17 protein-coding genes and 5 pseudogenes are annotated in these 18,538 nt (G+C 65.9%); 7 read left to right on the top strand and 15 right to left on the bottom strand.

Going from position 1 to position 18,538, the window contains the following annotated elements; genetic code table 11:
- Positions 1 to 286: 286 nt before the first annotated feature.
- Positions 287 to 1,549 carry an ATP-binding protein gene (locus OYT95_RS43355; RefSeq protein WP_268792630.1) on the bottom strand — a complete coding sequence of 421 codons (1,263 nt, stop codon included), beginning with the start codon at positions 1,547 to 1,549 and terminating at the stop codon, positions 287 to 289.
- A gap of 166 nt (positions 1,550 to 1,715) precedes the next feature.
- Here OYT95_RS43355 and OYT95_RS43350 point away from each other — a divergent pair.
- Positions 1,716 to 1,907: pseudogene (locus OYT95_RS43350) on the top strand (ATP dependent DNA ligase); the annotation flags it as partial.
- On the opposite strand, the gene OYT95_RS43345 reads toward OYT95_RS43350, so the two are convergent.
- From OYT95_RS43345 to OYT95_RS43335, 3 genes are all read right to left on the bottom strand, one after another.
- A complete protein-coding gene (locus OYT95_RS43345) occupies positions 1,872 to 2,264 on the bottom strand; it encodes a hypothetical protein (RefSeq protein WP_268792629.1) in 393 nt (130 codons plus the stop codon). The pseudogene OYT95_RS43350 and the gene OYT95_RS43345 sit on opposite strands and share 36 nt — an antisense overlap.
- A 31-nt stretch (positions 2,265 to 2,295) precedes the next feature.
- Positions 2,296 to 2,715, bottom strand: coding sequence for an Hsp20/alpha crystallin family protein (locus OYT95_RS43340; protein WP_268792628.1), 420 nt, complete (start codon positions 2,713 to 2,715; stop codon positions 2,296 to 2,298).
- A 251-nt stretch (positions 2,716 to 2,966) separates the two neighbouring features.
- Positions 2,967 to 4,118, bottom strand: a complete 1,152-nt coding sequence (locus OYT95_RS43335) for a serine hydrolase domain-containing protein (protein ID WP_237720435.1) — start codon at positions 4,116 to 4,118, stop codon at positions 2,967 to 2,969.
- 521 nt (positions 4,119 to 4,639) lie between these two features.
- On the opposite strand from OYT95_RS43335, the pseudogene OYT95_RS44985 reads away from it, so the two are divergent.
- Positions 4,640 to 4,978 (top strand): annotated as a pseudogene (locus OYT95_RS44985) (transposase); the annotation flags it as partial.
- A 277-nt stretch (positions 4,979 to 5,255) separates the two neighbouring features.
- On the opposite strand, the gene OYT95_RS43325 reads toward OYT95_RS44985, so the two are convergent.
- Positions 5,256 to 5,741 (bottom strand): Hsp20/alpha crystallin family protein, encoded by a 486-nt coding sequence (locus OYT95_RS43325; RefSeq protein WP_268792626.1) that lies wholly within the window; start codon positions 5,739 to 5,741, stop codon positions 5,256 to 5,258.
- A 210-nt stretch (positions 5,742 to 5,951) separates the two neighbouring features.
- On the opposite strand from OYT95_RS43325, the pseudogene OYT95_RS43320 reads away from it, so the two are divergent.
- Together OYT95_RS43320 and OYT95_RS44980 are read left to right on the top strand one after the other, a co-directional pair.
- Positions 5,952 to 6,156, top strand: a pseudogene (locus OYT95_RS43320) (transketolase C-terminal domain-containing protein); the annotation flags it as partial.
- A 34-nt stretch (positions 6,157 to 6,190) separates the two neighbouring features.
- Positions 6,191 to 6,766 (top strand): biotin/lipoyl-containing protein, encoded by a 576-nt coding sequence (locus OYT95_RS44980; protein WP_442972588.1) that lies wholly within the window; start codon positions 6,191 to 6,193, stop codon positions 6,764 to 6,766.
- Positions 6,767 to 6,845: 79 nt separating this feature from the next.
- Here the strand turns inward: OYT95_RS44980 and OYT95_RS43305 are convergent.
- From OYT95_RS43305 to OYT95_RS43265, 9 genes and pseudogenes are all read right to left on the bottom strand, one after another.
- Positions 6,846 to 7,491: pseudogene (locus tag OYT95_RS43305) on the bottom strand (response regulator transcription factor).
- Positions 7,492 to 7,585: 94 nt separating this feature from the next.
- Positions 7,586 to 8,629: an Acg family FMN-binding oxidoreductase gene (locus OYT95_RS43300; protein ID WP_268792625.1), complete on the bottom strand. Its 1,044-nt coding sequence runs from the start codon at positions 8,627 to 8,629 to the stop codon at positions 7,586 to 7,588.
- A 637-nt stretch (positions 8,630 to 9,266) separates the two neighbouring features.
- Positions 9,267 to 9,596 carry a chaperone modulator CbpM gene (locus OYT95_RS43295; protein ID WP_268792624.1) on the bottom strand — a complete coding sequence of 110 codons (330 nt, stop codon included), beginning with the start codon at positions 9,594 to 9,596 and terminating at the stop codon, positions 9,267 to 9,269.
- Positions 9,593 to 10,519 (bottom strand): J domain-containing protein, encoded by a 927-nt coding sequence (locus OYT95_RS43290; protein WP_268792623.1) that lies wholly within the window; start codon positions 10,517 to 10,519, stop codon positions 9,593 to 9,595. Before OYT95_RS43290 ends, OYT95_RS43295 begins: the two co-directional genes overlap by 4 nt.
- A 6-nt stretch (positions 10,520 to 10,525) precedes the next feature.
- On the bottom strand, positions 10,526 to 11,050 hold the full coding sequence (locus OYT95_RS43285) for a nucleotide exchange factor GrpE (RefSeq protein ID WP_037227173.1): 525 nt from the start codon (positions 11,048 to 11,050) through the stop codon (positions 10,526 to 10,528).
- Between the two features lie 8 nt (positions 11,051 to 11,058).
- Positions 11,059 to 12,939: a molecular chaperone DnaK gene (gene dnaK, locus OYT95_RS43280; RefSeq protein WP_037227170.1), complete on the bottom strand. Its 1,881-nt coding sequence runs from the start codon at positions 12,937 to 12,939 to the stop codon at positions 11,059 to 11,061.
- Positions 12,940 to 12,942: 3 nt separating this feature from the next.
- Entirely contained in the window at positions 12,943 to 13,446 is a 504-nt protein-coding gene (locus OYT95_RS43275) for a general stress protein (protein ID WP_037227167.1), read from the bottom strand.
- An 848-nt stretch (positions 13,447 to 14,294) separates the two neighbouring features.
- Positions 14,295 to 14,511 (bottom strand): annotated as a pseudogene (locus OYT95_RS43270) (Hsp70 family protein); the annotation flags it as partial.
- Positions 14,512 to 14,514: 3 nt separating this feature from the next.
- Positions 14,515 to 15,021 (bottom strand): general stress protein, encoded by a 507-nt coding sequence (locus tag OYT95_RS43265; RefSeq protein WP_268793254.1) that lies wholly within the window; start codon positions 15,019 to 15,021, stop codon positions 14,515 to 14,517.
- A 571-nt stretch (positions 15,022 to 15,592) separates the two neighbouring features.
- Between OYT95_RS43265 and OYT95_RS43260 the strand changes: the two genes are divergently transcribed.
- The 3 genes from OYT95_RS43260 (at position 15,593) to OYT95_RS43250 (ending at position 17,413) form a co-directional block, all read left to right on the top strand.
- Complete coding sequence (locus OYT95_RS43260; RefSeq protein WP_268792622.1) at positions 15,593 to 16,477, top strand: universal stress protein; 885 nt, start codon at positions 15,593 to 15,595, stop codon at positions 16,475 to 16,477.
- A gap of 136 nt (positions 16,478 to 16,613) precedes the next feature.
- Positions 16,614 to 17,072, top strand: coding sequence for a hypothetical protein (locus OYT95_RS43255; protein WP_268792621.1), 459 nt, complete (start codon positions 16,614 to 16,616; stop codon positions 17,070 to 17,072).
- Between the two features lie 50 nt (positions 17,073 to 17,122).
- Positions 17,123 to 17,413, top strand: coding sequence for a hypothetical protein (locus OYT95_RS43250; protein ID WP_043790043.1), 291 nt, complete (start codon positions 17,123 to 17,125; stop codon positions 17,411 to 17,413).
- Here OYT95_RS43250 and OYT95_RS44975 read toward each other — a convergent pair.
- Entirely contained in the window at positions 17,367 to 18,032 is a 666-nt protein-coding gene (locus tag OYT95_RS44975) for a universal stress protein (protein ID WP_442972606.1), read from the bottom strand. The genes OYT95_RS43250 and OYT95_RS44975 overlap by 47 nt on opposite strands.
- Between the last annotated feature and the right edge of the window lie 506 nt (positions 18,033 to 18,538).

Below are 18,538 nucleotides of genomic sequence, written 5' to 3'. Positions count from 1 at the left end.
GCTCGGCCTCAACATTTCCGGACATCCGCTGAACGGGGTCAACGATGCGCTGGCTTCGCTGGCAGATACACCGATTCCCACAATCCTGGAGGGCCGGATCCGACACGGTCAGCAAGTCGTTCTGGGCGGGATAGTCGCTGCGATCGACCGGCGGGTCAACAAGAAAGGTGACCCGTGGGCGAACGTCCAAATCGAAGATCTCGACGCGAGCACCGCGCTTCTGTTCTTCCCGAACACCGGGTCGGCCACCGACCGACCTCGGGCTCGCGCCGAAGCGAGAAAGCACTCAGGTGCGGGCGTAGTGCTCGATGTCTTCATCGAACGCCTGCAGCATCTCCGGGGTCAGCGTGGGTCGAACCGTCGCGATCACATCGAGATAGTCCTGGGTGCTGGCATGGCAGCGCACGCCCGAATCGACGCTGCATTCGAACGTCGCCTGCGCGACCATTCGCGCCGCGTGCGCGACATCCGCGGGGGTATAGCCCTCGGTCGCCGCGACGAGCGCGGCAACATCGACCTGCTCGTTACCCAAATAGCGCTCCCACAGGGCATACCGGGCCTCGGAATCGGGTGCACCGATCGGGAGAACGTAGTCGAACCGCCCGTGCCGCAGGAACGCCTCGTCCAGCTCGCGCACGGAATTGGTCGCACACACCAACAGGCGACCCGCACGCTCGCGGAACCGGACGATGGATTTCAACAGCTCGTTCACCACGCCCACCGAGGTCGAGCCCGGTCGGCGGCGGGCTGCCACCTCTTCGACCTCGTCGATGAAGACCACGACACGGTCGAGTTCGGACAACGACGCGAACGCCTCCCCGATTCCTGCGGCAAGTCCTCTCTCGCTCGACGCGAGGCGTGAGGGAAACAACTCCACGAACGGCCACCCCAGCCGGCTCGCGGTGGCGCGCGCAAACGTGGTCTTCCCCGTCCCGGGTGGACCGAACAACACGACAGCCCGCGGCGGTATCACCCCGTGCTCGGCCGCCAGGGCGGGTTTTGACAGCGGCAGCACGATCCGCCGTTCGATGAGCGACTTCTCCCGGGTCATGCCCGCCACCTGTTTCCACAAACCCGCAGGCGGAACGCCGCCACCGAGTTCGGTGAGCACCCCCGCAGTGCGCGGCGAGACCGTCTCGACCTTCTCGTAGTGCGTGATCCCAGTTCGGGGTTCGAAACCCGAATTGGTCAGCGCCCTCGCCCCGGTCTCACCCTCGGGCAGAAGCGCCGTGATGCGCCGCACCCCCTTCGCTAGCAGGCGGAACTCGAGCTCGGACAGCAGCGCGCTGCCGAGGCCTCGTCCCCGCCACTCGGGGTCGAGGGAGATCCGCATGATCCATGCGCGGTCGTCGTCGACGCGACTGACTGCCGACCCGACCATGCGCCCACCCGCGACCGCGACGACGGCCGGGTGACGGTTCAGCAGACTGCCCACCACGTCCGACATCGCGAACACCGGAGGCTGGTCGGTGGTTGAGGAACTCGCGTCCATGCGGACGACTGCTTCGAGATCCTCCGGCGCGAAATCGCGGATTCTCCAGGCCTCCATGCGGCACTCCCAATCCGGACGATGCGGGCGGCCGAAAGACCACAGCATACCCGCGGTGACCCCGTGGCCGATCGACGTCAGCGAACCTGGTGACAGGTCCGCCGCAACCGGCCGGTGCCATCGCTGCAGACATCGCAGCCTGTCGGCACCCAACTCGCAGAACTCGAAACACCCCACCAGCCCATTCGACGTTCCCCCACCGCGATCCATCGCACGCGGCGCGCACTGGGTCGAACCGCTCCTCGTCGGCGACGTCGAATACCGCGAATACACCGGTGAAGGGCTCCGGCATCCCAGCTGGAAAGGACTGCGCAACGACAAATCAGCCGACGAGGTGGGTCTCCCCGGCCGCCATTGACCAGGCGGAACGGGAGAAGCCGCCGATGCCATCCGGCGCCTGCGGCTCCGCATCCTTCCTAGGCGCGACCCTGCTCCCTCCTTGTTCCGGAGGGGAGCGCTGCTTGGCGCGGGGTCGCCCCGGCGGCGGGGCCGGTAGCGGAGTCCACCCCTGCGCGGAAGCCGGGAGCGGTGGCGGCGAGCCGAGCCGATCGGTGTCCACCAACGTGAGCAGGACAACGGCCTGCGGCGTGAGCGCGTCGGCGAGGATGCCCTCCGAATCGGCCACGAACAGGCCGAACTCGTACCAGGGCCACACCTCGCACCCATCCGGCTCCGAAACCGTGGGACCGATGTTCGCCAATGTCATCGTGCTCACCCCACTCACTCCGTTCCCGTGCGGGTCGGGGTCAGGCGTGGATCGCCTTCTTCTCTCCGCTGCCGCTGATCTCGATCCTGCGCGGCTTGGCCTTTTCCGCGACGGGGATGATCAACCGCAGTACCCCGGCGTCGTACGTGGCGTCGACCTTGTCGGTGTCGAGATTCTCACCCAGGAACAACTGCCGGCGGAACACACCCCGCGGCCGCTCGGACGCGAGCATCTCCTGATTCTCGTCGCGAGCGGGTCGCTCGGCATGCACCGTCAACACGTTGCGTTCGACGTCGAGGTTCAGGGAATCGACGTCCACCCCGGGCAGATCGAACTCGACGATGACCCGATCATCCTCACGCCAGGCATCCATCGGCATCACCGCCGGTCGTGCCGTGGTACCGAGGATCTGCTGAGTCAACCGGTCGAGGTCGCGGAACGGATCCGTGCGCATCAACATTGTTTCCACCTCCAGAAACCTCTCTGTTTGTTCACAGTATCTACAGCATGCGCTGTAGATTTGTTATATCGTTCGACATAGAACATGACAAGAGTCATGGCGAAAAAATTCCCAGCCCCGACACCCGCATCTCCCACGCTCTTGCCGACATCACCACGGGCCGAGTCCCCGTCGTGCGACCCGATGCCGGACTCGGCGGGCACCGCGTGGCGCGGACCCCTGGCCCGGGTCATTGGTCACGTCCGTCCGGACTACAACCGTCGCGCGATCGATTCGGCCTGCGCACCCAATTTGGCCAGCCGCAGGTCGGCGAACGGGGTGAGGTTGTTGCCCATCCGGTTGGTCACGAACGCCACCGACAGGCCCGTCTGCGGATCGGCGAAGGCACCGGAGCCGCCGAGACCGTAGTGACCGAAGGCGTGCGGTGACTGCGTCCGGCTGGCGACGAACGCGGAGTGGTAACCGAGTCGCCAGTTCATTCGGACACCCAGCACGTAGTCGCGGGCCGTGGTCTGCACCTCACCGATCTGGTCGAGGGTCTCCTCGCTCAGGAACCGGATGCCGTCCACCAAGCCCTTGTTGGCGATCGCCGCATACATCCGGGCGAGGGCGCGGGCGCTGAACACACCGTTCCAGCCGGGCATCACGTAGTCGTGGATGGCGGGGTTCCGGACCAGTTCGTCGAATCCTTCCGGCATGCCGGCGGCGGCGATGTTCTTCAGCACGGGAGTGCGCGACAAGGCGAAGGAGGCTGCCTCCCAGGGTATTCCGAAGGGAGTGATCCGGGGGAACAGTTTCGCGATGCGGCGGCGCTCCTCGTCGGGCACCTGGAACCAGAACTCGCGGATGCCGAGGGGTTCGGCGATCTCGGTGCGTACCAGGTCGGTGAACGACATCCCGGTGACCCGCGTCGTGAGCTCGGCGACGAGCGCACCGAAGGTCACGGCGTGATAGCCGGGCATGACGGACCGGCGACGGTCGGGCGTCGCGGACGCCAGGGCATCCGCCACGCCGTCATGATTCAGGAGCGCCAGCCGGCCCGGAACCAGGCCGCGCACGCGATGGAGCCCGGCCCGGTGGCTGAGCAGCTCGCGCACCGTGACGGTGTCCTTGCCCGCGCTCGCGAACTCGGGCCAGTACTCCGCGACGGGTGCATCGTAGTCGAGCAGCCCCCGGTCGACGAGACGGTGGAGTACCGTGCTCGCCACGCCCTTGCCGGTCGAGAACGACACCGACACCGTGTCGGACTGCCAGCGCGTGTCCCGGGTGGCCCATCCCGACCAGATGTCGACGACGGGTTCACCGTCCAGGTAGACCGCCAGCGCACCGCCACCGTCCGAGGTCTGGCCGAAGAGCCGGAAGAACCGGCCGGCCAGTTCACCGAAGCGCGGGTCGACGACCATGACAGTCGGCGTGGGCAATTCCGGGCGGGCGATGTCCCGGCCGTTCGATCGACTACTGTTCGAGAGTTCGTGGGCGTGTGTCATAGCGTGCAGCCCACCGTTGTCGATATTGATCAGGCGTTCCATCGAGGCTCCTTTCTTCGTCCGGTCAGGGCCACCCATGACTCGAGCCCCAGCTGCGCTGGTTCGGAGATACCTCGTCCGATCGCTCGGTTCCCGAGCCTTCCGCGAGGATCGCAACCGGCGTAGGGCACAAGGTCAGTGACCCTCGTTGCCTGCCAGAGGACTTCCGACCTCTACCCGACCCTTCGCGCGCACCATGAGCGGGGGGTACGGCGCGGGATGGAGCAGTGCCAGGCTCGTCGAACCGAGGGTCATTCCCTCGAATCCGCCCTCTCTCCGCTTTCGATGACCATCGGACGGGGCTTCGTCCGCGCACATCACACGAGTTGCCGCACGCCGGTGATCCGGCGGCGCCCTACTGGACGACATGCGCGCGAGCGGTATGACTGTGCCGCCGCGCCGAGATCGGCGACGTTCACCGGTACTCCGCCCGGACCGGCTGTGTTCGTGGGCGGGTCTGACTCCACGCCATCACGAGTCCGATACCACCGTCCGTCGCGGGCACATCACCACGGACACGCGTCTCGCGGTCCGTAACAAGAAGGGTGCACGAGTGACCAAACAGGGCTCGAAAGGTGCGGTGGGCGGCCATCGAAGCGATTCAGCTGCACCCGGGCACGGCGAAGATCGTCGACGATAAGTACGTCGCCAAGGTCGCCGCGGCGAGAAAGCTGCTCACCCTCACCAACTACGGGCTACGGGCTACGGGCTACGGGAAGGGCAGAATCATGCCCTGACCCGGCAGCAGGCGGCGGCCTGAGCACCTCGGACGCAGCACCCCGCGTGGCCATGGTTTGTCCGACCCCCTTCGGGCGTGGTCCCGGCTTGATCGACCCCGGGATGCTGCACCGCACCACTCCAAACAGCAGACCGACTGCCGTTCCGGCGAGGCCGAGCGCGGGCGCCGTTCCACTGAAGCGGGATCGTGATCGAGTGGAAGAACGAAGGTGCTCGGCGCCGCGCTCGGGCTGCTGTCTCGCTCCGTTTCGGCCGCGAGACGCGAATCGTCTGCGGTCAGGACTCTTTACCACCACGGTCAATGGGCGCCTCCTTCGCGGGACCTTGCGTGACTTCCACGTGCTTCTCCGCCGTCTGCGATTCGGTGACCGGCACGGTGACGGTCAGGATTCCGTCGGTATAGGTGGCGTTGATGTCGTCCTCTTGCGCGCCGGGGGGCAGCGGCATCGACCGGTAGAAGCTGCCGTAACGGAATTCCGACCGGGTGCCTTCTTCCTGCTTCTCGGTGCGCTCGGCCGTGATGGTGAGTTGTCCATCACGGACGCTGATGTCGATGTCCTTGGCGGGGTCCACCCCGGGCAGTTCGGCCCGGAGGGTGTAACGATCGTCGTCGACGTGTTCTTCGACCCGGATGAGGTGATTTTCGAACGGCCGCCAGATCGGCAGTGACTCGAACCCGGCCACCACATCCGACCAATCTGGTAGCGCGGGCAGAGTCAACATCGTGGACCGATGCGGGCGTCGGGGGGACAGAATGCTCATGACTACTCCAATCCAATAGGGAGGTGGAAGGTGACACTTCGATTGGACTCCTCCACCGCGCCGTAACAGTAGGGCCGACAGTCCTTGCCTCGAGGACCTCGGTCCCAGCTCCCCGATGCACGGCGGAAAGCCGGCGCCCAACCTCGGGGAGGATCTGCTCACTCGGTGCCCGGTTGTTGATCATGCGCGGCCAGAGCGCTCCGCCGCCCACGAGAGCCGGGTCGCGCAGTCGTGGTCGACGAAGGTTGGCGCAGCGGCACTCTCGCATCCTCTCGATGGCCGAATCGTCGAGACGGCGTTCTACGACCTCGACGCACCACCGCGACGTATATGCAGTGCGGAGGTTCCCGTGCCGTACGCCAAACACCTGGAACAGGCTGCGATTCCCCAGGTGGAGACGATTGTTTCCACCGCTTGGGATCGGCGATCGGTGAGAGTAGGGATGCCTCATGGTTGTTTTCGCGTTGCCCTCTCTCGGTTCCGACCTGGACGACGGAACACTCATCGACTGGCTGGTCAAGCCCGGAGACGAAGTCGATCGCGGGCAGGCCATCGCGACCGTCGACACGGTGAAAGCGGCTGTGGACGTGGAAATCTGGCGAAAGGGCACGATTCACCGGCTGCTCGTGCTGCTGAACGCCGGGTCGGCAGCCGCAGAACCTGGCGTGACGGTGCACAGGGCCCGCGACATGCGTCGGAACGATTGTGAGGATTCGATCGTGGACACTCAGGACATCGGTGCCGTGGTGCTCGCCGCACTGCCATCGCACCCCGAAGTCGTGCTCGCGGACCAGCCGCATCGGGATCAGGTGGATCTCGATTCGCTGGATTGGCTGAACTTCCTCGTCAGGCTGCATTCGACCTTCGGGATCGACATACCGGAGGCCGACTACGGAAGGCTCGTCACCCTCACCGACGTGACGGACTACGCTGCCGCCCGGGTGACGCATGAGTCGCCGGGGACCACACGCGCGGGGGAGCCGCCGGGGACGTTCGATGTCGGATCCGCAGTGCGCTGCGGGTGATCGCCTCGTACTCGGACGTCGCAGCCACTTCGAGAGGCCGAACAGGTCCGCTCCGGCCCGGGAAATCAGGCGGAACCGATCAATTCCGGGGTTGGTTCAGGGGCATCTTGGTCGCAAGGACGGCCGCCTGCGTCCGTCGTTCCACGCCCAACTTCGTCAGCAGCTGTGACACGTAGTTCTTGACGGTCTTCTCCGCGAGAAACATGCGTTCGGCGATCTGCCGGTTGGTCAGCCCTTCACCGAGGAGCGCGAGCAGTGTCCGTTGCTGGTCGGTGAGCCCCGCGAAAGGGCCGTCTTCCGCGTGTGCGTCCGAGTGGAGCTTCGCCATCAACGCGGCGGCGGCACGACTGTCGAGCAGTGATTTGCCCGCACCCACATCGTGGACTGCCTCGGTCAGCTCCATCCCGCGGATGTCCTTGACGACATATCCGCTGGCCCCGGCGAGGATGGCGTCGAGCATCGCCTGGTCGTCGGTGTAGGACGTCAGCATCAGACAGCAAGCCGGGCATCCGGGAGAGCAGTTCACGACACAGTTCGATGCCGTTGCCGTCGGGCAGCCGGACATCGAGCACGGCAACGTCGGGTTTGAGTGCCGGGATCCGAGCCAGCGCCTGCGAATACGACGCCGCCTCCCCGATCACGGCCAGTTCGGGGTCCACGGTGAGAAGATCCGCTATCCCACGGCGGACCACCTCGTGATCGTCGACGAGAAAAACGTTGATCATCGGGCAACCTCCAGTCCGCAGGTCGGCGCCATCACCTCACAGATTGCGGCAGGGGCCGGGCCCGTCATGAGCACACGGCGAGGTGCGGGCGCCGTCATCGGTAGCCGCCGCGTCGGGTGCCCACCGAGAACACCGCGTCCGTCGGCCGCCGCGGAGTCTGTCGCGGCGGGCGCCTCTTCTCCGTGACACCCACGCGAATCAGTGCCTGCGGGTATCCACCGTCCGGAAGAAGTTCGCGGATCATCTCTCTACTCGGCCGGAGCTCGGTCATATGTGTGAGGGGGCACGTCGCGAGTCCGCCGACCGTGGCCTCCAGAAGCACCAAGGACAGCGCCTCGCCGGCGCGGAGCCAATCCGGCCGGCCGTCACTGTCCGTGCTCAGCACGAGGACGGTCGACCGATCCACCTCCGCCGACGAACCATCGTCGCGGCCGGCGGGGAACCTCCGTCCGATGTCCACCCGGGCACTATTGTCTGCGGTTGCCAGCCCTTCGGCAGGGATACCGCCGGCGGGTATGGAATGCCCCACCCACCAATGCAACTCGGCTTGGTATGCGGAATCGTACTTCCGCGCGGCGGCGGTGTATGCGGTGGCGGCGGCGAGCACCGGGCGCGCGTCCTCGGGCAGCTCCGTCAGCGCAACTCCCAACCGGCCCACGAGCTCGGGCAGTGAACGGGGAAGCGAGTGTGTGGGGCTGACTGGGCCGAACGGTCGGCGGTCGGAGAAGCGGTGCCTGATCGCGGCGAGCAGATCGAAGTCGTGCGATTGCGGACGAGCGTCGCGGTGGAACCGGATTGTCGCCAGATGGCCCGAGTGCGGACCCTCGGGAAGACGTTGGATGTCGGTCGACCATCGCAGAGCGGTGAGCGCTGTCTGCAGGTGGTGCAGGGCCGCCCCGCAACTGATCACCAGCTGCCGTCCGGTCGGGTCCGTCGAGGCCAACAGCCGGCCACGTTCGGTGTGAAGATCGAGCCGGCCGCCGGCGTACCGCCAGTGCCACGGCTGACTGTTGTGGACCGAGGGTGCCCGGCACGCGAGGTCCACGGCGATGCGAACGACGTTCACGTCGGGGATGGTGCTGTCCACGAACGCTTCCACTTCGGTTCCCCACAAATTCGGGGCGGGAGTCTGGTACATGTCTCTCAGTCTTCGCCGTCCGCGATCGAGGGGTTAGGGCCGATGGTCACCGTGGGAGAGGCCGATTTCCCCGCGGCCTGCGGATCCGCCGGTGGTGTTCGACGACGGCGGTGTGTGCTTGTCCCGCATGATGTCCTCGTTCCAGTGCCGATGACTTCCATGTGTGCAGATCGGCTGCGGACAACGGTGCGGTAACGGTGACCGCAGGTGGGAGGGCCGAAAGTCATCTCTCGTGTAGACCTGGTCACCGCAAGCCGGTCACCGGCCGCCACCACTCGTTCTCGTGCGATTCCGCCCCAGGTCTCTGCCGCGGGTGTGCGAGGGCTTCGTCTCGGCGTCTTCCCGGGATGATGTGAGGCCGGATCGACTGGAAGGGCCTGACGACTGCCAGTGGCCACCACCGTGGCGGACGTACGATTCGGCGCGCCCGCCCGTGTCCCACTCGTACACTTCTTTGCGGTAGCGGTTGCTCTCGTCGTGGGCCAGCCACAGCTTCGAAACTCGGGGAAGCCCGCGAACAGTGGGGCGTTGAGAATGCTCTCGCAGCGGAAAAGATTGTGCGCGAGCGCATTATCGGTGTGACCCATTCTGGTCGCGACGTTCTGGGATTCCTGCAGGGCTTCTCGTGACTTTTCAGTCAGGCTGCCAGTGTCCATGGGGGTGTCCTCCTTCTGCGGGAAGCTGCTTCGAGTTTCTCGATTCGATCCAGCAGATCGAGCACGAGCCCGATTGCCGAGTAGTTCAGGCCCAGACCGGTCCGCAGCCGTTGGATGCGGGCGGCGTGGACCACTTCGGATGGTTCGAACGACATCTCGCCGCCGGCGTCGCGGCGGGCGTCGAGCAGGCCGAGAGCCACAAGCTTTCGTGCCAGGTCGGGGTGCAGCCCGGTACGTTCGGCGAAGGCATCTGGCGACAAACCGGCACGGCGAACCAATACGTACTGGGTGACCGGGGTCGGGGTGCTCATGTCTCTTTCCTCGGATCGAAGTTCGATTCGGTGGCCAACTGCTCGAACAGCTCGCGTTCGCGTGCTGTCGGTTTCGGCGGCACCATCACCTTGATTTCGGCGTAGAGGTTGCCGTTGGCGCCCCGCGGATTGGGCATTCCTTCTCCGCGCAGGCGAAGCTTCCTTCCCGTCGACGAGCCCGGCACCACTTTGACTTTCGCCTCGCCACCCGGGGTGGGAACGACGACGGTCGACCCGAGGACCGCCTCCCATGGCGATACGGGCAGGTCGACGTAGATGTCCCGGCCCTGGACGCGGAACCGGGGATGCGGCTTGATCCGCACCACGAGGTACAGATCCCCGGGCGGCGCGTCACCGTTGCCCCGGCCGCCTTGCCCGGCCAGCCGGATTCGCTGTCCGTCCAGGACACCGGCCGGAATGTCGACGTCGTACTGCCGGCCGTCCAGTCTGAGAGTGCGTTTGCCGCCCCGATACGCCTCTTCCAGGGGCAGTTCCAGTTCCGCTTCCTGATCGGCGCCGGGAATCGGCCCGTACCCGCCACCGCCGCCGAACATCTGCCCGAAGAGGTCCTCGAAGTCGACGCCGCCCTCGCCACCGACACCGTGACCGAAGTGCACCCTTCTGCCCCCGCCGCCGCCGAACCCCCCGCCGCCGCCGTACCCACCGGCGCTTGCCCGGACCCGTTCGTCGTAGTCCTCGGGCACACGCCGGAAATCGTCACCGAATCGGTCGTAGCGTTTCCGGGTGTCCGGGTCGGACAACACCTGGTAGGCCTCGTTGGCCTCCTTGAACTTGTCCTCCGCAGTGGGGTCCTTGTTCACGTCGGGGTGGTACTTGCGGGCCAGCTTGCGGTAGGCCTGCTGGATTTCGTCGGTGCCGGCGCCCCGCGGGACCCCGAGCACTTCGTAGTAGTCGCGCGCCATCGGTGCTCACCCCTCGGGGCGGCTGACGACCACCGCGGCGGGACGCAGCTGCCGCCCGTCCTCTCCGTAGCCCGGGCGCAAGACCTCGACAACGGTCCCGGAGGGAAGGTCGGGTTGGGCCACCACACTGACCACTTCGTGGAGCTCGGGGGAGAACGGCACACCGACCTCGTCGTGGCGCTCGAAGCCGAACCGTGACAGCACCTGCACCGCCTGATCCCGGATCGCCTTCACACCCTCGACGACGGTCTGAGGATCGCTGCCCGCATGCGCCAGCGCAAGCTCCAAATTGTCCAGTACCGGCAGCCACGCCGCGGAAACCTTCGCCACCTCCGCGGCGCGTTCACGGTCCAGATCCTTGGCATACCGCTTGCGCAGGTTGTCCAGATCTGCGAGGGCCCTGCGCCAGCGGTCCTCGAGTTGAGCCAACTCGGCCCCCGTGTCGGTGCGATCGGGCGCCGTCTCGGTCTGATCCGTGCCGGTACCGTCGGTAGCCGGCTCGGTCGTCGAATGATCTGCAGACCTTTCCATCGTGTGCCTCAGCTTCGATCGAATTCGGCGTCGATCACGTCGTCGTCATCCGACGACGCAGCCTCTGCGCCGCCAGCCTGGTGTCCGTCGCCGCCGTCCTGGACCGGCGCGAGCCCGTAGAGCAGCTGCTGGAGCTCCGAGGTCAGTGGCTCTACCTCCGCGGGTGAAGCACCGTCTTTGACGGCCTTCCTGGCGTCGGCGATCAGCATCTCGGCCCGCGCCTTGTCGTGCGGTGGCGCACTGTCACCGAGTTCGGCGAGTCGCCGTTCCACTTGATAGGCAACCGAATCGAGCGCGTTGCGTGCGTCGACCGCCTTGCGCAGCGCCTCGTCCTCACCCCGGTTCCGTTCGGCCTCTGCCAGCATGCGCTCGACCTCACCCTGGTCCAGGTTGCCCTGCTCACTGATCGTGATGCTCTGCTCCTTGCCGGTGTCCTTGTCGCGGGCGGTGACGTTGAGGATGCCGTTGGCGTCGATATCGAAAGTGACTTCGACTTGGGCCTCGCCACGTGGCGCGGGGCGGATGTCTTCCAGCCGGAACCGGCCGAGCACCCGGTTGTCGGCGGCCCGTTCGCGTTCGCCCTGCAGCACCACGACGTCCACGGCGGACTGATTGTCTTCCGCCGTGGAGAACACTTCACTGCGCCGGGCCGGGATCGTGGTGTTGCGCTCGATGATCTTGGTCATCACCCCGCCCTGCGTCTCGACGCCGAGGGACAGCGGGGTGACATCGAGCAACAGCACATCGGAGACCTCGCCCTTGAGCACGCCCGCCTGGACTGCGGCACCGAGCGCCACGACCTCGTCCGGGTTGACGCCCATGTGGGGGTCCTTACCGCCGGTGAGCCGGCGAACCAGCGCCTGCACCGCCGGAATACGTGTCGAACCACCGACCAGGATCACCTCGTCGATGTCGTTGGCGGTGACCTTGGCGTCACTCATCGCCTGCTTCACGGGGTCGAGGCAGCGTTCCACCAGATCCGCCGTCAGATCCTCGAACTTCGATCGCATGATCGTGGTGGTGAGGTGCTTGGGACCGTTCGCGTCAGCGGTGACGAAGGGCAAGTTGACCTGGGCCTGTGTCACCGAGGACAACTCGACCTTGGCTTTCTCCGCGGCCTCGAAGAGGCGCTGCAACGCCTGCGCATCCTTGCGCAGATCGATGTTCTCCGCACGCTGGAATTCGTCGGCGAGGTAGTCCACCAGGCGTCGGTCGAAGTCGTCGCCGCCGAGGTGGGAGTCGCCGGCCGTGGAACGAACCTCGACCACTCCCTCGCCGACGTCGAGCAGGCTCACGTCGAAGGTGCCGCCACCCAGGTCGAAGACCAGTACGGTTTCGTGGGTCTGCTTGTCCATGCCGTACGCCAGCGCCGCAGCGGTCGGCTCGTTGATGATCCGCAGAACCTCGAGGCCAGCGATCCGGCCGGCGTCTTTGGTGGCGTTGCGCTGCGCGTCGTTGAAATAGGCCGGAACGGTGATGACCGCTTCCTTGACCTTCTCACCGAGGAACTTGCTCGCGTCGTCGACGAGCTTGCGCAGCACGAGGGCACTGATCTCCTCCGGCGCGTACTTCTTGCCCCGCACGTCGAATCGGGCCTCACCGTTGTCACCTGGTACGACGTCGAAGCTGACCGCTTTGGCCTCCTCGGAGATCTCGTCGTAATGGCGTCCGATGAAGCGTTTCGCCGAGTAGATCGTGCCCTTCGGATTCAAGATCGCCTGCCGTCGGGCAAGCTGGCCGACCAGGCGCTCGCCGCTCTCGGTGAACGCGACCACCGACGGCGTCGTCCGCGCTCCCTCGACATTGGAGATCACCACCGGCTCGCCGCCTTGCCAGCTTGCGATGACCGAGTTGGTGGTGCCTAGGTCTATACCCACAGCGGTCGCCATGACTCATTCCTTTCGATCGGTCCGGCCGGTGAGCAAGCGGACGGCTTCGTCCGCGACCTCGACATCGGCGAGAACTTCGTAGTGACGTGGTTGTAATGACTGGATCGAGGTGAAGTCGCGCCGGCCGCCCTGCAGCGCATACATGAGCAGGCCGAGCAGGGCACCGACAACGGCACCGAACACCAACCCGTAGAAGGCGAGCGCGAGGCCCGTGAGCAGCGGCTGGACCCAATCGAGTAACCCGAAGATCCAGCCGAACAGCGCACCCGTCAGCGCGCCCGCGGCGGCGCCGCGCAGAGCGGCCCAGCCGTAGTTCAATCGGCCGACGATCTGCTCGACCAGCTCGATATCGCGACCGACGATGGCCAGTTTGTCTACCGTGAAATGCTGGTCGGAGAGATAGTCGACGGCGCTTTCAGCGTCGGCGTAGTTGTCGAACGTTGCTACCACCTGGCGGGCAGGTCGGCTCGGACGTACCGCGGAGGTCCCGCCACTGGACTCTGACATCACGCCCCCTAGGCGTCGATGACTTGGGATCCGCCGAGCCTGTGCGTACCGGTACGGCCCGGACGTCGGTCAACCGGTTGAGCTCACGAACGGCCCAACCGCCTGGGAGTTCTTCATCTGCCTATGGGCGTCGACAAAACGGGGGACAGTGGCGTCCACACCTGCCCTGGGCATAGACGTCCGCCGGAACCCGCTCGAGGCGGCCGGTACGCGCACTCCGGGCATCGGCCACTACCCCGGTGCTTCCACGAGTAGAACTCCCGATGCGAAGGATCTTCGTAGCCGAAGAGGTGTGTGACAAGGTCCCGGTAAGTCGAAAGTAGGAAGCCGATTCCGCCATGACAGTACAGTCGCGGGAGCACCGGGAATAACAGCTCCTTCATCCTCACGTACAGGATCAGGTGCTCGGCGATTGGAACCGAAGCTCCGGGCGCAGAAGCGAACCAGCGGCGAAATCCATTTTCCGACTGTCGGTTTATCCATCCATTGGATCCATCCAGACCGGATTTCACTGGACGGCGCCCGAATCGGTCGAACCCAAGGTTCGCGTGCTTTGACAATTCAAGTAGCACAACATGATACGGCTCGGCTCGCAGTGGTGGCGACATGTGCACTGCGGTCGATGTCGGTTGTCTGGGGGCATTGAAGCGGTTCGGCAGTCGCCGGCCACGGGCGGCGCCAGGGGTATGTTGATCTGGTGGGCCCACTCGCGGTAGGTGCATGTAGGAGGGTGCCGATGCCGCACGGAACCGGTCGCTGATGCACGTGCCGTCGACCGTACGTTCCTCGAACTGGGCACCGCTGGTCGCGATCGTGGTCCTCCACCTCGCACGATCGGCGCCTCGGCTGAACCGTTTCGCCGAGTAGATCGTGCCCTTCGGATTCAAGATCGCCTGCCGTCGGGCGAGCTGACCGACCAGGCGGCTCACCGCTCTCGGTGAACGCCACCACCGACGGCGTCGTCCGCGCTCCCTCGGCGTTGGCGATCACCACCGGCTCACCGCCCTGCCAACACGCGATGGCCGAGTTGGTGGTGCCCAGATCGATGCCTACAGCGGTTCCCATGACTCATTCCTTTCGATCGGTCCGGCCGGCGAGCAGCCGGGTGGCTTCGTCCGCGACCTCGACGTCGGCGAGGACTTCAAAGTGGCGGGGCTGCAATGAGTAGACCGAGGCGAAATCGCGCCGCCCCCGTTGCAGCGCATACATGAGCAGACCGAGCAGAGCACCCATGAGGGCGCCGAAGATCAGCCCGTAGCAGGCGAGCGTGACACTCGCGAGGAGCGGCCGCACCCAGTCGAAAAGGCCGAAGATCCACCCGATCAGCGCGCCGATCAGCGCGCCGGACATTGCACCCTGTAGTGCCGCCCAGCCGTAATTCATCCGGCCGAGGACCTGCTCGACCAGTTCGAGATCGCGGCCGATGATGGCCACCTTCTCCACCGCGAAGTGCTGGTCGGAGAGGTAGTCGACGGCACGCTCGGCGTCGGCATAGTTGTCGAACGTTGCTATTACTCGGTGGGCGGGCTCGTTCGGGCGTACTGCCGATGTTCCCGCACTCGACTGTGTTGCCATCATTGCTCCTATGCGTGAATTCTCTGCGGCGGCGCCGACTCGGCTTCGAACCGGTCAGGGCCACCCATGACTCGAGCCCCAGCTGCGCTGGTTCGGAGATACCTCCTCCGATCGCTCGGTTCCCGAGTCTTCCGCGACGACCGCAACCGGCGTAGGGCACAAGGTCAGTGACCCTCGTTGCCTGCCAGAGGACTTCCGACCTCTACCCGACCCTTCACGCACGATGCGCGGGGTACGGCGCCGGATGGAACAGTGCCGCGCTCGGCTAACCAAGGGACATTCCCGCGACGCCGCCCTCTCCCTGCTTTCGCCGACTATCGGACGGGGATTCGTCCGCGCACATCACATGAGTTGCCGCACACCGATAATCAAGTGGCGCCGGTGCCGGGCGAAATACGCCGAGCGGGATTACTGTGACGCTGTGGATGGGGGTCGCACGGCCGCAGGTGGACCTCCGACCCGAAAGCGGTGACCTTCTGCCCTACGGCGACGATCGTCTGGCGGCGACCATCGATATCACTGACAGGCACTTCCGCCGTCCCATCACCCGGTCACGAAAGGTAGGAACATCATGGCTGCCGACCGTCCCATCGTCGTCGGAACAGACGGATCACCGTCATCGCTGCAGGCAGTGTCGTGGGCCGCGAAGGAAGCGGCACTGCGGAACGCTCCCCTGACGGTGCTCACCACCACGTTCGTTCCGGGCGCGTACGGGTTTCCCGTCGGCCTGCCCCCCAGCTTCTTCGAAGAAGAGGAACTCGAAGCCAAGAAGAGGTTGGCCAGGGCCGCCGAGGTCGCAGCCGACGCGGTACCCGGTCACTCACTCGAGATCCACACCGTCCTCGGCACCGAGACACCCGCCGGTGAACTCGTCGAGCGGTCGAAAACTGCGCGCATGGTCGTCGTCGGGGCGAACCGGCAAGGAATCATCGAAAGGATGTTCCTGGGCTCGGTCAGCTCCGCCGTCGCCACCCACGCACACTGCCCCGTCGCCGTCATCCACGGCCTGCCCGACACCGACATCAACGCCCTCGCAGGACCCGTCGTCGTCGGCGTCGACGGATCCGCGCACACCGAACCAGCCGTCTCCATGGCATTCGAGGAAGCCGCACTGCGGCACACCGAACTCGTGGCCGTCCACGCCTGGTCCGACGTCGATCTTCACCTCGCATTCGAGGGCGGCACCGACCCCACGTGGATGCAGGAGGTCGTGAAGAACGAAACAGCCCGGTTGTCGGAAAGACTCGCCGGTCACGCCGAGAAATACCCGGACGTGAAGGTCCGCCCAGTCGTCGTCATCGACCAACCCGCACACGGCCTGCGTGAGGAAGCCGAGAATGCGCAGCTGCTCGTCGTGGGTAGCCGCGGTCGGGGCGGGTTCACCAGCTTGCTGTTGGGGTCGACCAGCAGGGCGTTGATGCACTCGGTCAACTGCCCACTTCTCATCGTCCGGTAGCCGCCTCTGGCATGGCGCGGTCCGGTACGGTGAGCGCTCGACGGCTCGGCGGCTGTTCTCCGTGCACAGCGACGGCAACACCGGCGGGGATCTACTCGCGCTCGATGCAGTGGCGGATTGGCTCCGAGAACGACGCGTGAGCTTCAGCGTTGCCGTCAGCGAGATCGCCCGCTACGCCGACCTGATCAGTTATCCGATGGTACGGGCAGACACTGTCCACCCCGCCGATGCCGACATCTTGGTATGGATACGTGGTCCACCACCTGTCGACGCGGAGACGCCGCTGCTCGCGGTCTTCGCCGGCAAACCCCGAATCGCGTGGGGTGTATCCACCACTCCCCCCGATGCTGAGGGCCACTTCGATACCGTGATAGCCCGAGACCGCCCGGGCGAGCCCGGTCGCCTGGACCTCAGCTTCCGCAGCCGTACGGCACCCGTCCCAGTCGTCGGCCTGATCTACGCCGGCCCACAGCCCGACTACCGCACCCCATGCGAACCGGTGGTGCGCACCGTCGTACGCGATGCTCTCGCTACCCGAATGCCGGTCGAGGGAAATCGGCTCCAGACACCGGCGCAGCGCGAAATGCAGAGGTAGATGTTTTTTCGTCGCGGTCCCCGAGGACCGCCCGACAACGAGGAGTGAATATGGCAGGCACCGAAGATCACCCACACGATGAGGGGCGCACCATGCGTGAGCATGCCGGAGAGGCCATCATCGATCGCCGTAACTGGCCGGGATTCCTACTCCTCGGGATAGGGATCGCGTTACTCGCAATGGCTCTGGTGGCCGCCGGCTATGGCATGGAGGGTTGGGCCGTGGTCGCCGGTACGGTCTGTGTCCTCTGCTTCCTCTCCGGCATCGTCCTGGTCCTTCTCGAGCACCGACGGGTCAAGGCTCTCGAGGGTAAGACGTTGTCGGACCAGGAGGGGCATTGACTGGCGGCCGGCCGAGAAGGTCGTTGATCCTGGTCCTGACCGGACCGACAGGTGCGGTCAGGACCGGCGAATCCTCAAGCACGGCAAGGGCCTCGCCAGTGGGTAGCCTCCACGACCTCGTCGGGTTCACCGTCGAACCGCTCTCAGTTCCGTGCGTGTGCCGACGGACGCGTCGCGCGGAGACTGCTCCCAACCGGGATACAACGAAACCCGTCGGCGCCGAAGGCAACCTCACTCCCGGTCGGCCAGCTTGAAGAAAGTGCTGTCGTCGCCGCTCGACTTTTGCTCCTGGTACAGGAACGCCAGACCGGCCTCGTCGAACTTCTCGAACCACTCGTCCCAGCTGATCTCTTCTAGGCCTAGATGCCGATGTAGGGCCCAAGGTCATTGACCTGGTCAGCTCTTCGAGGACTTCGGTCCCCTCCTCGCCTGATGAAAGACTGGATCGCGGCGGCGTACTAGCCGTCGGTGCACTGTCTGACGATGAGGAGGGGCACGTAGTGGTGTGCAGCAGGGCCGTGCTGGTCGAGCCGAGCGTCATCCCGGCGAAGCCGCCGCGCCCCCCGTTTCCGACGACAATCAGCTGGGCCTCGTCGGCCAGTTCGAGGAGGTGACGCACCGGCTGGTCCCGGACGAGGTCTGCCGCACCGAGACGTAGGGAAACGGTCACGCAACCCGGCCAGAATTTCCGCCAGGACCGCCCGCTCCGCAGCCTCCGCCGTCAGCCGGGCTTCGTCATCTACGGAGAAGGGCAGGCCATCCGGCGCCGTGCCAGATCGGCCAGGTCTGCCGACGCCCGCCACGCCGCGTAGGCGCGCACGAATGCCCCCACACCCGAGCAGCAGGATCACGGTCGGCGCGAACACCAGCAAGTAGCGGGCCGGGTCGGTACACACCAGCGAGGTCGGGTCGGCGCACTGCTCCCGGCCCGCCGCCGCCCAGCCCACCGCGGCGCCCATCACGACCAGGGCCGCACCGACCACGCCGGCCGAATACCATCCGGCGGTGCACAATACCGACCGGTCGGCCCACCGTGTCTCCACGTCGCGGGTCATCACCGAACCCTCCTCCGATCCTCCCGCCCGCCCAGGTCCGACACCGAGATCCGCGCGGTTTCTCCAGGTC

It is taken from the genome of Rhodococcus sp. JS3073 (assembly GCF_026810085.1).
In the GTDB taxonomy this organism is placed as follows: Bacteria; Actinomycetota; Actinomycetes; order Mycobacteriales; family Mycobacteriaceae; genus Rhodococcus_F; species Rhodococcus_F wratislaviensis.
Note: the sequence above shows the minus strand (reverse complement) of the source record. Positions and strands in the feature narration are given on the sequence as shown.

Bases quoted from the DNA above. Each gene is read 5' to 3' on its own strand.
- OYT95_RS43325 (WP_268792626.1), bottom strand. From the start codon at position 5,741: ATGAGCATTCTGTCCCCCCGACGCCCGCATCGGTCCACGATGTTGACT.
- OYT95_RS43355 (WP_268792630.1), bottom strand. From the start codon at position 1,549: ATGGAGGCCTGGAGAATCCGCGATTTCGCGCCGGAGGATCTCGAAGCA.
- OYT95_RS43260 (WP_268792622.1), top strand. From the start codon at position 15,593: ATGGCTGCCGACCGTCCCATCGTCGTCGGAACAGACGGATCACCGTCA.
- OYT95_RS44980 (WP_442972588.1), top strand. From the start codon at position 6,191: ATGGTTGTTTTCGCGTTGCCCTCTCTCGGTTCCGACCTGGACGACGGA.
- OYT95_RS43335 (WP_237720435.1), bottom strand. From the start codon at position 4,118: ATGGTCGTCGACCCGCGCTTCGGTGAACTGGCCGGCCGGTTCTTCCGG.
- OYT95_RS43285 (WP_037227173.1), bottom strand. From the start codon at position 11,050: ATGGAAAGGTCTGCAGATCATTCGACGACCGAGCCGGCTACCGACGGT.
- OYT95_RS43265 (WP_268793254.1), bottom strand. From the start codon at position 15,021: ATGGCAACACAGTCGAGTGCGGGAACATCGGCAGTACGCCCGAACGAG.
- OYT95_RS43290 (WP_268792623.1), bottom strand. From the start codon at position 10,519: ATGGCGCGCGACTACTACGAAGTGCTCGGGGTCCCGCGGGGCGCCGGC.
- OYT95_RS43275 (WP_037227167.1), bottom strand. From the start codon at position 13,446: ATGTCAGAGTCCAGTGGCGGGACCTCCGCGGTACGTCCGAGCCGACCT.
- OYT95_RS43295 (WP_268792624.1), bottom strand. From the start codon at position 9,596: ATGAGCACCCCGACCCCGGTCACCCAGTACGTATTGGTTCGCCGTGCC.
- OYT95_RS43340 (WP_268792628.1), bottom strand. From the start codon at position 2,715: ATGTTGATGCGCACGGATCCGTTCCGCGACCTCGACCGGTTGACTCAG.
- dnaK (WP_037227170.1), bottom strand. From the start codon at position 12,939: ATGGCGACCGCTGTGGGTATAGACCTAGGCACCACCAACTCGGTCATC.
- OYT95_RS43250 (WP_043790043.1), top strand. From the start codon at position 17,123: ATGGCAGGCACCGAAGATCACCCACACGATGAGGGGCGCACCATGCGT.
- OYT95_RS43300 (WP_268792625.1), bottom strand. From the start codon at position 8,629: ATGTACCAGACTCCCGCCCCGAATTTGTGGGGAACCGAAGTGGAAGCG.